Origin of the sequence: Streptomyces sp. NPDC059455, assembly GCF_042750115.1 — a bacterium.
Lineage (GTDB): Bacteria > Actinomycetota > Actinomycetes > Streptomycetales > Streptomycetaceae > Streptomyces > Streptomyces endocoffeicus.
In genome coordinates, this window is record NZ_JBHYVB010000140.1 from 1 (window position 1) to 12,167 (window position 12,167).

A 12,167-nucleotide genomic window follows, 5' to 3' on the forward strand; every position below is an offset into this window, starting at 1 on the left:
CCGGCGCCGACGCAGCCGGCCGTGGGCGCGGGGGTGGGGGCCCGGGGCCACCGCGGGCGGCTCGGCCGCCGCATCGTGCGGCGCCGACGCCGGGTCGGCGACCGCCTCGGCGGTGGCGGGGGCGACGACCGCGGTCCGCGGGGTCTCGCCCGCGCGGATCGCCAGGGCCGCCGGGGCGCGCTCGCACAGGCCCAGGCACGGGCTGGGCTGCCAGACGGCCCCGGACCCCGCCGAGCCCGCCGGGCCCACGTCCCGTTCGAGCTCCGCGCACACCTCGGCGGAGCCCCGGGCCGCGCACGCCAGATCCGTACAGACGTGGACGACGGTCGCCGGACGGGGTTTCACCGCGAACATCGCGTAGAAGGTCGCCACCCCGTAGGCCTCGGCCGGAGGGACCGTCAGTCGGCGGCACAGATAGTCCAGGCCGCCCTCGCTGATCCAGCCCACCCGGTCGTTGAGGGCGTGCAGCCCGGGCAACAGCAGATCGCGCCGCTCCCGTGCCTCGCGGCCGCCGCGCGCCCAGCGCAGATCCGTGTCCGTACGGTCCTCCGCGCCCTCCCAGGCGGACTCGGGCGGGCCGAGCAGCGCGTCGACCGCCGCCCGCTCCTCGTCAGTGGGCTTGCTGTCACCGAATCGCAGATCCACGATCAGCTCCTTACGGCGGTCACGGGAATCTTCTCGATCCTTATGGCCGACGCCTTGAACTCCGCCGTCCCCGCGATGGGGCAGTTCGCCTCGATCGTCAGGGAGTTGGTGTCCACCTCGTCGGGGAAGTGCATGGTCATGAAGGCGAGCCCCGGCCGCAGCCCGGGATCGATCCACACCGGCGCCACCACCGAACCGCGCCGCGAGGAGACCCGAACCCGCTCCTCGGCCTCCACCCGGTAGCGGGCCGCGTCCTCCGGGCACAGCTCGATGTACTCGCCGCGCCGCAGCGGAGAGGCGAAACCCCCGCTCTGCACCCCGGTGTTGTACGAGTCCAGGCGCCGCCCCGTGGTGAGCCGGATCGGGAAGGCGTCATCGGTCAGATCGACCGGCGGATCGTGCTTCACCGGTCCGAAGGGGGCGAGCGGGCCGCGCAGCGCCGGATCGTTCTCCCACAGGCGGCTGTGCAGATAGGTCGGCTCGAGACGGTCGGTGCTGGGGCAGGGCCACTGGATGCCCTGGTGTTCCTCCAGTCGCTCGTAGGTCATGCCGAAGTGGTCCGGGGAGACGTCGCGGAGCTCGTTCCAGACCTCCTCCGCGCCCTCGAACTTCCAGTCGTGGCCGAGCCGCCGCGCCAGCTCGCAGATGATGTCGATGTCCTCGCGCGCCTCGCCCGGCGGCTCCACGGCCTTCCGCACCCGCTGGACGCGCCGCTCGCTGTTGGTGGTGGTGCCCTCCGTCTCGCACCAGCCGGCGGTCGCCGGGAGCACCACATCGGCCAGTTCGGCGGTCCGGGTGAGGAAGATGTCCTGCACCACCAGGTGTTCCAGTGACTCCAGCCGCCGGACGGCCTGCTCGGTGTCGGCCTCGGACTGGGCCGGGTTCTCGCCGACGCAGTAGACGGCGCGCAGTTCGCCCGCCTCCATGGCCTCGAACATCTCGGTGAGGTTCAGCCCGTAGCGCGGCTGGATGACCACGTCCCAGGCGCGCTCGAACTTGGACCGGATGGGCGGGTCCAGGATGTCCTGGAAGCCGGGCAGCCGGTTGGGGATGGCGCCCATGTCGCCGCCGCCCTGCACGTTGTTCTGGCCGCGCAGCGGCTGGAGTCCGCAGCCGTACCGGCCGATGTGGCCGGTCAGCAGGGAGAGGTTGATCAGCGCCCGGACGTTGTCGGTGCCGTTGTGGTGCTCGGTGATGCCGAGCGTCCAGCACAGCTGGGCGCGCTCGGCGGTGGCGTAGGCGTGCGCGAGATCGCGGATGGCGTCCGCCGGGACGCCGGTGACCTTCTCGGCGACGCTCAGCGTCCAGGGCTCCACATGGGCCGCGTACTCCTCGAAGCCGGTGGTCGCGCGCTCGATGAAGGACCGGTTGGCGAGCCCCGCGTGGATGATCTCGCGGCCCACGGCGTGGGCGAGCGGGATGTCGGTGCCCACGTTCAGCCCCAGCCAGCTCTCCGCCCATTCGGCGGTCGAGGTGCGGCGCGGATCGACGGCGTACATCCGGGCGCCGTTGTGGATGCCCTTGAGGACGTGATGGAAGAAGATCGGGTGTGCGAAGCGGGCGTTGGAGCCCCACATCACGATGAGGTCGGTGTCCTCGACCTCCGCGTACGACGAGGTGCCGCCGCCGGAGCCGAAGACGGCGGACAGCCCCGCGACGCTGGGCGCGTGGCAGGTGCGGTTGCAGGAGTCGACGTTGTTGGTGCCGATCACCACCCGGGTGAACTTCTGGGCGACGTAGTTCATCTCGTTGGTGGCGCGGGCGCAGGAGAACATGCCGAACGCGTCGGGCCCGTGGGCCGCCGTCACGGCCCGGAACCCGGCGGCGGCCCGGCTGAGTGCCTCGTCCCAGGAGGCGCGGCGGAGCTCCCCGCTCACTGAGTCCCGCACCAGGGGGTGGGTCAGCCGCGGGTACTGCTTCTGCTGTCGGTTGCGTTGGCGGTTACGGGCCACGACGGGCTCCTTACGGCGGTCACGCCGTTATGCGGCGTCCGGAAGGCCGGCGCCGGTGCTGGTCGCCGCGAGCAGATCGGCGAGGGCGTGCACGGCGCGCAGGGTGGGTACGGGGGTGCCGGTGAGATCGGCGAGTTCGACGACGGCGGCGAGCAGTACGTCGAGTTCGAGCGGCTTGCCCTTCTCCAGGTCCTGGAGAGTCGAGGTCTTGTGGTCGCCGACGCGCTCGGCGCCGGCCAGCCGCCGCTCGATGGAGATGGCGGGGTGGCAGCCGACGGCGGCGGCGACGGCGAGCGTCTCCCGCATCATCGCCTCGACGAGCGCGCGGGTGTCGGAGTGGCGGCAGATCTGGCCCATGGTGGCGCGGGCGAGCGCGCTGATCGGGTTGAAGGAGATATTGCCGAGCAGCTTGATCCAGATGTCCTTGCGCAGATCGTGCTCGACAGGGCATTTGAGCCCGCCCGCGGACATCGCCTCGCTGAACTCGACGCAGCGCCGGGAGACGCTGCCGTCGGGCTCGCCGATGGAGAAGCGGGTGCCCTCCAAGTGGCGTACGACGCCGGGCGCTTCGATCTCGGTGGCCACGTAGACGACACAGCCGATCGCGCGTCTTCGGGGGAGAGTGGCCGAGACCGCGCCGCCCGGGTCGATGGATTCGATCCGGTGGTCGGCCAATGGGCCGTCGAGCCCGTGGAAATACCACCAGGGGATTCCGTTCTGGGCCGCGATGACGGCCGTACGGTCATGGAGCAGGGGGTGTACGAGCGGCCCGCACGCCGCGTACGAGGTGGCCTTCAGGCCCAGGAAGACGTAATCGACCGGGCCGATGTCGGCCGGATCGTCGGTGGCGGCCGGGTGCGCGGTGAAGCCGAGGTCCGGACGGTCGCTGCGCACTATCACGCCATCCGCCCGCAGCGCCGTCAGATGCGGGCCACGGGCCAGTAGATGGACCTCGGCGCCCGCGCGGTGCAGGGCGGCTCCGACGAAGGCGCCGATCGCACCGGCGCCGACTACGGCGACTTTCATGGTGGGACTCTCCGTTCGGTTGAGGGGACCGAGCGTGTGAGTATCGTCTACTGAATATTGAATACAGTATGCCTGAGAAGAGGGTCAAGGAGTCGGACGACACCTCAACCCTCTTCCGGTTTCCCGGTGATGGGCCCTCGGACGGTGCGGACAGCTCGGACCGTGAAGAGCCCAGCTGGTGGAGCGAGCTCAGCCGGTGAAGAGCTGGGTGGCCTTCCGGACGAGCTCGTAGACCCCGTACCCGAAGGGCAGCACCACCCAGGCCCAGACGGCCACGGTCAGCGCGGTGCGGTTCCTGGTGGGCTCGGTCATCGGTCCCCTCCCTTCTCGGCGGGCGCCGCCTCCGACTCGGCCGCCGCGGGGGCCGGTTCGTGGAAGCGCGAATGGACTGGCCGTATCAGCTCGTTGGCGATGAAGCCGACGACCAGCAGCGCGATCATGATGGTGAGCGAGAGCGAGTACAGCCCGGGGCCGGTCTTCCCCGCCTCCTCCTGGTGGTCGGCCACCTTGTTGACGATGTACGGGCCGAGGACCCCGGCCACCGACCAGGCGGTGAGCAGCCGCCCGTGGATCGCGCCCACCTGATACGTGCCGAACAGGTCCTTCAGATACGCCGGAACGGTCGCGAAGCCGCCGCCGTAGAAGGAGAGGATCACCAGGGCGCACACCACGAACAGGGGCTTGGAGGAGTCCCCGAGCTGTGAGATGGCCAGATACATCAGCGCGCCCATGCCCAGATAGACCCGGTACATGTTCTTGCGTCCGATGAGGTCGGAGGTGGACGACCACAGCAGCCGCCCGGCCATGTTGGCCGCCGACAGCAGGGCGACGAAACCGGCCGCCGCGGTGACGGACACGGGGGTGTCGGTGTCCTTGAAATAGTCGCCGATCATGGGCGCGGCCTTCTCCAGGATGCCGATGCCCGCCGTCACGTTCATGCACAGCACCACCCACAGGAACCAGAACTGCGGGGTGCGGATGGCGTTGCGCGCGGAGACGTCGGCTGCGCTGATCATGTGCCCCTGCTCCTGCGGCGGCTCCCAGCCGGCGGGCCGCCAGCCCTCGGGCGGTACGCGCACCAGCAGCACGCCGAGGGTCATGAACGCCGCGTAGGTCACGCCGTGGACCAGGAAGGTGGCGGCGATGCCGCCGTTGTCGGTGCCGAAGTGCTCCAGCAGCTTGCTGGACCAGGGCGAGGCGATCAGTGCCCCGCCGCCGAAGCCCATGATGGCGATGCCGGTGGCCATGCCGGGCCGGTCGGGGAACCACTTCATCAGCGTGGAGACGGGGGAGATGTAGCCGATGCCCAGCCCGATCCCGCCGATGAAGCCGTAGCCGAGGACCACCAGCCAGTACTGGCTGGTGGCGGCGCCGAGCGCGGCGACGAGGAAGCCGGTGGAGAAGCAGACGAGGGAGACGAACATCGCCCAGCGCGGGCCGTTGCGCTCCACGAGCGTGCCGCCGAAGGCGGCGGACAGGCCGAGCATCACGATGCCCAGCTGGAAGGGGAGCGCGCTGGCCGTGCCCGAGAGGTCCATCGAGGACTCCAGGGGCGGCTTGAACACGCTCCACGCGTAGGCCTGGCCGATGGAGAGGTGGACGGACAGGGCGGCGGGCGGCACCAGCCAGCGGCTCCAGCCCGGTGGGGCCAGGGTGCGTGAGCGATGGAGCGGGCCGACGCGATCATTGGTGAGCATGTGCCCGGACTTTAAGGATTCAACGAGTCGATGACTAGACGTCAAGGCGCCTGGGATGTGTCGGCGGCGTGGACGGGTTGGGTAAACTGTAGACAATAACCAATTCACGCATCCGTGAATCCGGACATCCGGTGAACAGCGAGCCAGAGGGGGCGCGATGCTGTCCAGGGGACTGCCGCAGGGCGCGATGCCGAAGCTGGAGCGGCCCGGGCCACTCCGCGAGCGCGTCTACGAGGCACTGCTCGAACTCATCACCACCCGCGCCCTCCGCCCCGGCCAGCACCTCGTGGAGAGCGAGCTCGCCGGCCAGCTCGGCGTCTCCCGCCAGCCGGTGCGCGAGGCCCTCCAGCGGCTCAACACCGGGGGCTGGGTCGATCTGCGGCCCGCCCAGGGCGCGTTCGTCCACGAGCCCACCGAGGAGGAGGCCGATCAGCTCCTTACGGTACGCACGCTCCTCGAGGCCGAGGCCGCCCGGCTGGCCGCGGCCGGGGCCGACGAGACCGGCGTCGCCGCCCTGGAGGACCTGTGCGCGAAGGGCGAGCGCGCGGTCCTGGACGACGATGTGGACGGGGCGGTCGCGGCCAACGCCGAATTCCACGCCAAGGTGATGGAACTGGCCGGAAACGCGGTCCTGTCCGAACTGGCCGCCCAGGTGGACCGCAGGGTCCGCTGGTACTACACCCCGGTCGCCCGCCAGCGCGGTAAGCAGTCCTGGATCGAGCACCGCGAGCTGATCGCGGCCATCACCGCGGGCGACGAACACGGCGCCACGGCCGTCATGCGCGCCCACACCGAACACACCCGCCGCACCTACCACGACCGCGAGTGCCCCTGACCCGAACCGCCGGTCCGCCCGCCGGTCCGTCCGGCGGCACGACCTTCAAGCGACCTCCATGCGCTCGACCGCGTCCAGGTGATGTACGCCGCTGTCTCCATGCGCGGTGATCGTAGTGGCGCGGCGCCGTCAGTCCTGTTACGGGTTGGGCGACCGGCTGTTACAGAGCGGTGGCGGGACTGTCGGTGTCCGGGGCCATACTGAGATGGGTCGGGCCTCCGATGCGGGGCTCGCTCGACGGAACCATGGCGACTACCCAACGGGGGTGGGTTCGTGAAGTTCGACATGGGCAGTTCCACACTGTCAACGCTGACCTCTCAGACATCCGGATCGAGTGATGACCTGGGGGCGCTCATCCGCCAACTGATCGCCGCGGCACAGCCGCTGGAGGGCCGCTTCAACGGCTCGGGCAAGGCGGCGTTCGACCAGTTCAAGCAGAACGCGGACGAGATCACCGCGGCGCTCAACGGCTCGCTCCGGGACATCCTGGGCGGTCAGTCCGGGATGGACAAGGCATTCGGCAGCGGTGACGTGGAGTCGGCGGACAACGCGCGGCAGACCATGGCCGCGGCCAATTTCGACGCGGCCCGTTTCGGCGGCCGGTGAATACGGCGGGGGTGACGAGCAATGGGGAATCAGGATCGGCGCAGCTATGACACGGGGGCGTCGGGTGAGGTGCAGGGCAGCCTCGGCGTGGTGATCGGGCAGCTGGAGCGGGTGCTCACCGACCGGGACCGGGCGGTGAAGGCGGCCATGGCGGACTTCACCGCCGACGGGGTGGCGGACGAGTACCACGGCAAGGAAGCGCGGTGGAACAAGGCCGCCGCCGAGGTGCGGCAGATCATCCAGCTGGTGAAGTCCACTCTGGAGAAGAACGACGGCACCGCCCAGCAGACGCTGTCCCGGGCCAAGGCCGCAGTGGACGCCATCGGCTGAACTTGCGTGACACCGCGCGCCGTTGAGGCTGAAAGGGGGACGTGGTGGGGAAGCCTGAGGACGGCTGGGACATCGACACCAGTGGGGTGCGCAGTGTCCTTCTCAAGACCGGACATGTCGCCGACGACATCGAGGGCCAGGCGAAGTCGTACGGCAAGCACCTGCTGAGCGCCGCGAAGTCGGCGGGCACGCTGAGCATGGGGTGCGGGCCCAAGCCCGAGGGCGGGCCCGTCGCCGCGGCACTGGTCGAGTTCGAGCAGAAGACAGAGAGCGACATCAAGTACATCGCCGCGCGCTCCGGCAAGTCAATCAAGGGTGCGGCGACCGCCACCAAGGAGTACGTCGGGGGCGACCTCGCCATGGCGGCGCACGCCCAGCGCGAGGCGTTGAAAGCACCCGATCTGAACCCTCCGGGTCAACACCATCGGAACGGTCCGAGATGATCAGTCTGGATGGCATTCCCGAATTCACGGGAAACCTGGAGCAGTTGGAGAAGGACGCTCCGGCGCTGAAGACGGACGCCGGTCACATCCGTAAGACCGGCCAGGGGGTCCACGACCAGTTCCAGGGCCTGTCGGCGTACTACACGGCGCCCGAGGCCGAGCAGCTGTTCGCGACCACCAGGCCGGTCAAGGAGAAGGCCGACGGGTTCGCGACCGGGCTGGAGGCCGTCAGCGGAGCCCTGAGCGCATACGCCACCGAGGTGCGGCCCATCATCGAGCGGCTCAAGCGGCTCAGGGCGGACGCCGCCGAGTTCATCAGGGAGAACGGGGGCGACGACGACTGGAAGGACGACGGGGACAAGGTCCAGCACAACAATGACCTGATGGCCGACGTGGGCGCGGCCACGGCCGCGTTCGAGGCCGCCGAGCGGAGCTGTGCCAACAAGATCAGTGCGCTGGTCGGCGGCACCCACTGGGTGGTCGACGACGGGAGCCACAAACCGGGGATGTACGGCTATACGGCGGACGTCTTCCAGCACGCGGAAAAGACGCCCTGGGGCACCCAGGAGTCGGAGACGCACCACTGGTACGAGTTCGGCCACTGGATCAAGAGCTTCGTCTGGGACGGCTTCATCGTCGACGGCGTCTGGGGCACCATCCGGGGTCTGGGCACCATGGTCGGCGTCGACGGCTGGGACGCCTTCAAGAACTCCTGGGCGAACCTCGGCAAGCTGGCCGTGGGCCTGTCGCTGAACACGCTGGTGCCGGGCTGGTTCGCGACGCCCGACTCCATGTTGCCGGGATTTCTCAAGAGCACCAAACACACCATGATCAACGCCGGTAAGGCGATGGTGGCATGGGATGAGTGGGGCAAGAACCCGGCGCGCGCGGCGGGCGGAGTCACGTTCAACGTGCTCACGGCCATCGCCACGGATGGCGCGGGGTCCGCCGCCAAGTCGGGCGCCGTCGCGCGGACGCTCAGCGTGGCGGGGAAGGTGGGCAAGGTCGTGGACCCGATGACCTACGTCCTCAAGGGCGCGGGCATCGGACTGTCCAAGCTCAAGGTCGGCGACCTGGTGAGCCATCTGAAGAACCTGCGCGCCGGGAGCGGTGTGCAACTGCCCGACGGCTCACTCAAACTTCCGGACGACACGGTCTTCCGCCCGGACGGCTCGGTCAAACTGCCCGACGGCAGCGTCCTGCACAAGAACGGCGCCCTCGAACTCCCCGACGGCACCGTGCACCACCCGGTGCACGAGCCGTCCGCCGTCGACCGGCAGGCGCCGGGCGCGGCCCGGCGCGCCCGGCAGCCGGAGCTCGCCCATGTGGGCGCACCGGGCCACGAGGTGGGCCGCGCCCCGGACGACCTGGGTCCCCGCGCGAGCGACGACGGCCCGAACGACCCACCGGACGACCCGCCCGAGAAGCACACCCCCACCACGAGCGGCGGCTCCCACCCCACCACCCACGACACCGGTACCCCCGCCCACGACCATGCCGCCCCGGGCGGCGGCGGTACCGGCCCGGGCGGCGGCGGCCCCCACGACCCGGGTGGCCCTGGTGACACTGGTGGTCCCCATGAGTCGGGCGGTCCAGGTGACGACGGGCAGCCGTCGGGTCAGCGCGGATGGAAAGCGAGGGATGACATCGTCGGCTCGGCTCGGGGCAAGACGCTTCTGCCGCCTAATCGGCGACATTCGCTCAGCGGCGTGAAGCACGGGAAGGTCGTCCAGGAGAACACCATCATCCGGCCGGAGTTCAAGGACGCGGTGAACAAGGATATCGCCGACATCGCGGCCGGCCGGGCTGAGTTCAATCCTCGCACCCAGCACTACACCATTAACGGCAGAAGCTACGGGGTTGAGCCGAGCGGTAGGGTATTCCCGGTGTCCGGACCCGGTCTGGTCCCCATGAATCGGGTGGAGTATGAAGCGTTGAAGGCAATCATGAAGGTCAATGGTGACCTGGGCAAACTCGAAAAGATGTTTTCCAACGCGCCGAAGTTCACGGAAAACCCTGGTGCCGTCCAGAAGGCGATCGACATGTATCGGGAATACTACTCATGATGTACAACCTCCTGGTTCCGGGTGAGCGTGTACCCGAGCGGCTGGATGCGGTGCTGTCCGGGGCGTTCGGAGTCCTGGTGGCGGATGTGGACGTCTCCGACGAGTCCGAGGTGGAGAACCGCAACTGGAACGCCACCGTCACGTGTGAGTACGAGAAGATGTCCGGCGATGTCCGCTGGGCGCTCACGGTGTACGCGAGCGAGGAAGTGAGCCCGCAGCCGCCCGAGGAGGCGTTGGCGAGGGCGCTGGCGCGGGAGCTCGACGTGCCCGTGCTCTTCCTCGGGGAGGGGCCGCTTCCGCCCGGCGTTCGGCAAGTGGCGACGCCAGAGGGGCAGGTGACGCACGCCCGCATCGGGGAGCCGGAAACCGATGAGGAGGGTGTCACGGTCGAGGCGGTCGAAATTCCCGTCGCCGGATTTCCCAAAGCCGCTGTACACAAGCTTCCGGAAATCATCAAGGAGTTGCAGCTTCCCACGCCAGTGACTGACTCCCATGTCGCTCCAGAGGCGGGCGGGCCACTGAGCAGGGTCTACGATCTGCTGGTCAATTGGGAGCGGCTCACGGTGCGTACGGAGCAGGGGTGGCCCCCCTCCCACTGGTACCCGGCTTCGATGTACGCGGAGGATCTCGCCTTTCGCGACGAGCTCACTGAGCGAGTCGCGGCGCTTTCCGGGACCCAGCGGGTATCCGCGCAGCGGGCCCTTGACGAAGTGGACGCGACCTACCGCGGGCTCACGACTGATGACGGCGGCCGGGCGCTCGCCGCGGCGGTACCCGTACCCTCGGCATACAGCGAAGGCGAACTCCCGTGGTACTGGCGGCGTCGTCCGGTCGAGCTTCCATGGGGCGAGGACCAGGCGGGCTGAGTGACCGATGGCACGGGACTACGACAGTCAGCTGCTGGAGTCGGTGGCGGTCCGGCGGCGGCGGATCCGGGACGCGTTGTTGTTCGGCGCGCAGCGGGGGCGGCGGTCGGTGGATGAGAATTTGGGGAAGGTGTTCGCGGGCATCGTGATCGCGGCGGTGCTGTGTGCCGGGTGCGTGGGGTGGTCGTTCATCTCCGACACCATCGGCAAGCAGGGCCGGTCCGCGCCGGGTGTGCTGACGCCTTCGTCCACCGCGGCGACGGACACGGCCCGGTAGGGCCTGTCGGGGGAGGGGGCATCGTGGGGGCGGCGAAGCAGGCGCGGAGCGCTGAGTTGAGTCGGGTCACGCTGGTAGGGGAGCGGCGGCGGGTGGACATCGTGCTGCCCGCCGACGAGCCGGTCGGCCGGCTGCTGCCGGATGTGCTGCGGCTGGTCGACGACCAGGTGGCGGACCGGCCGACGCTGCGGCATCTGGTCACCGCCGAGGGGGTCGTCCTGCCGCAGGACGCCACGCTCACGTCCGCGGCGGTGCCGGACGGCGCGGTGCTGCGGCTGGTACGGGAGCGGGACGTTCCCGCGGCGCCGGTGGTGCATGACGTCACCGACGAGGTGGCCGAGGATCTGGACCTCCGGGCATGGCGGTGGTCGGCGGCGGCGCGGCAGTGGACCGCGAGCGCGGCCACCCTCGCGCTGGCGCTGGCCGTCGGTCTGCTGGCGCGGCGCGGCCTCCCCGACTCCGGCGTGGCCACGGCCCTGGCCGTGGTGGCCGCGGCGGCGGCGCTGACCGGGGCCGCGGCCGCCCGGCTGCGCAACCGGGACCTCGGCGCCACCCTCATGCTCACCGGCGGCGCCCTCGGCGTGCTCGCCGCCTGGACGGCCGCGGACGCCCACGGCTGGGGCGGCACGGCGCGGCTCGCCGGGGTGGCGGGGGCCATTGTGGTGACGCTGCTGCTGCTCGGGGTCTCGGCCACGGTCGGGCGGGGCGCGTACATCGGCGCCGGTGCCGTCGTGGTCACCGGCGGGCTGTGGGAGGTCGTCGCCGCGTTGCAGGACGGCGCCCACACCGATGCCCAGCAGGCCCGGCTGGGGGCGGTGCTCGCCGTGGTGTCCGTGGTGGCGCTCGGCCTGCTGCCGCGCCTCGCACTGACCGCCGCCGGGCTCACCGGTCTTGACGACCGGCGCTCGGGCGGGGTGTCGGTCAGCCGACACGAGGTGGCGACCGCGCTCGCGGCCACCCACCGGGGGCTGGTGTTCGCCACGCTCGTCACCGCGGCGTCCGCCACCGCCGCCGGGTTGCTCGCCGTCGGCGACGCCTCCCCGTGGACGGTGCCGCTCACCGCGGTCCTCGCGATCGTCTTGCTGTCCCGGTCACGGGCGTACCCGCTGGCGGCCGAGGTGGTGGCGCTGCTCGCCGCGGCCCTGGTACTGCTGGTGCGTCTGGTGGTGCTCTGGCTCGACACCACCGACGGCCGACCGTACGGGCCGTTGGCCGCGCTCGCCGTCGCCGCGCTGCTCCCGCTTGGCGTGCTGACCGTACGGCCTCCCGAGCATGTCCGCGTCCGGCTCCGGCGGATCGTGGATCTGGTCGAGGCGGTCGGCGTCATCGTGCTGTTTCCGCTGGTGGTCGGGGAGTTCGGAGTGTACGGGCGCTTGCTGGACGCGTTCTAGCGCCGGTTACCGGCCGTTGTCCTTGCCCTTGTT

Annotated in this window: 14 protein-coding genes; 9 read left to right on the plus strand and 5 right to left on the minus strand. The window is 70.3% G+C overall.

What is annotated here, in order from left to right:
* The 3 genes from ACFXB5_RS36785 to ACFXB5_RS36795 all read right to left on the minus strand — a co-directional run.
* Positions 1–645, minus strand: a 645-nt coding sequence (locus ACFXB5_RS36785) for an NAD(P)H-dependent oxidoreductase subunit E (protein ID WP_385216514.1), incomplete at its 3' end; no start/stop codon positions are given.
* Positions 646–647: 2 nt separating this feature from the next.
* Complete coding sequence (locus ACFXB5_RS36790) at positions 648–2,597, minus strand: molybdopterin oxidoreductase family protein (protein WP_385216517.1); 1,950 nt, start codon at positions 2,595–2,597, stop codon at positions 648–650.
* A gap of 27 nt (positions 2,598–2,624) precedes the next feature.
* Complete coding sequence (locus ACFXB5_RS36795) at positions 2,625–3,623, minus strand: 2-dehydropantoate 2-reductase (RefSeq protein WP_385216520.1); 999 nt, start codon at positions 3,621–3,623, stop codon at positions 2,625–2,627.
* A 68-nt stretch (positions 3,624–3,691) separates the two neighbouring features.
* Between ACFXB5_RS36795 and ACFXB5_RS36800 the strand changes: the two genes are divergently transcribed.
* A complete protein-coding gene (locus tag ACFXB5_RS36800; RefSeq protein WP_385216522.1) occupies positions 3,692–3,823 on the plus strand; it encodes a hypothetical protein in 132 nt (43 codons plus the stop codon).
* On the opposite strand, the gene ACFXB5_RS36805 is transcribed toward ACFXB5_RS36800, so the two are convergent.
* Together ACFXB5_RS36805 and ACFXB5_RS36810 are read right to left on the minus strand one after the other, a co-directional pair.
* Positions 3,813–3,935: a hypothetical protein gene (locus tag ACFXB5_RS36805; protein WP_269146307.1), complete on the minus strand. Its 123-nt coding sequence runs from the start codon at positions 3,933–3,935 to the stop codon at positions 3,813–3,815. The genes ACFXB5_RS36800 and ACFXB5_RS36805 overlap by 11 nt on opposite strands.
* The gene (locus ACFXB5_RS36810) at positions 3,932–5,320 is read right to left on the minus strand and encodes an OFA family MFS transporter (protein WP_385216525.1); all 1,389 of its coding nucleotides are present in this window, start codon (positions 5,318–5,320) and stop codon (positions 3,932–3,934) included. Before ACFXB5_RS36810 ends, ACFXB5_RS36805 begins: the two co-directional genes overlap by 4 nt.
* 157 nt (positions 5,321–5,477) lie before the next feature.
* Here ACFXB5_RS36810 and ACFXB5_RS36815 point away from each other — a divergent pair, with 157 nt between their 5' ends.
* From ACFXB5_RS36815 to eccD, 8 genes are all read left to right on the plus strand, one after another.
* Positions 5,478–6,155: a GntR family transcriptional regulator gene (locus tag ACFXB5_RS36815; protein WP_385216527.1), complete on the plus strand. Its 678-nt coding sequence runs from the start codon at positions 5,478–5,480 to the stop codon at positions 6,153–6,155.
* Between the two features lie 273 nt (positions 6,156–6,428).
* A complete protein-coding gene (locus ACFXB5_RS36820; RefSeq protein WP_201854270.1) occupies positions 6,429–6,761 on the plus strand; it encodes a hypothetical protein in 333 nt (110 codons plus the stop codon).
* Between the two features lie 21 nt (positions 6,762–6,782).
* Complete coding sequence (locus ACFXB5_RS36825; protein WP_201854271.1) at positions 6,783–7,091, plus strand: pore-forming ESAT-6 family protein; 309 nt, start codon at positions 6,783–6,785, stop codon at positions 7,089–7,091.
* Positions 7,092–7,135: 44 nt separating this feature from the next.
* Positions 7,136–7,534 (plus strand): DUF6507 family protein, encoded by a 399-nt coding sequence (locus ACFXB5_RS36830; RefSeq protein WP_385216530.1) that lies wholly within the window; start codon positions 7,136–7,138, stop codon positions 7,532–7,534.
* Positions 7,531–9,600: a hypothetical protein gene (locus ACFXB5_RS36835; protein WP_385216533.1), complete on the plus strand. Its 2,070-nt coding sequence runs from the start codon at positions 7,531–7,533 to the stop codon at positions 9,598–9,600. The genes ACFXB5_RS36830 and ACFXB5_RS36835 overlap by 4 nt, the downstream gene beginning before the upstream one ends.
* Positions 9,597–10,466: a hypothetical protein gene (locus ACFXB5_RS36840; protein ID WP_385216535.1), complete on the plus strand. Its 870-nt coding sequence runs from the start codon at positions 9,597–9,599 to the stop codon at positions 10,464–10,466. Before ACFXB5_RS36835 ends, ACFXB5_RS36840 begins: the two co-directional genes overlap by 4 nt.
* 7 nt (positions 10,467–10,473) lie before the next feature.
* Positions 10,474–10,743, plus strand: coding sequence for a hypothetical protein (locus tag ACFXB5_RS36845; protein ID WP_037957791.1), 270 nt, complete (start codon positions 10,474–10,476; stop codon positions 10,741–10,743).
* Between the two features lie 20 nt (positions 10,744–10,763).
* Positions 10,764–12,134: a type VII secretion integral membrane protein EccD gene (gene eccD / locus ACFXB5_RS36850; RefSeq protein WP_385216563.1), complete on the plus strand. Its 1,371-nt coding sequence runs from the start codon at positions 10,764–10,766 to the stop codon at positions 12,132–12,134.
* Positions 12,135–12,167: the final 33 nt, after the last annotated feature.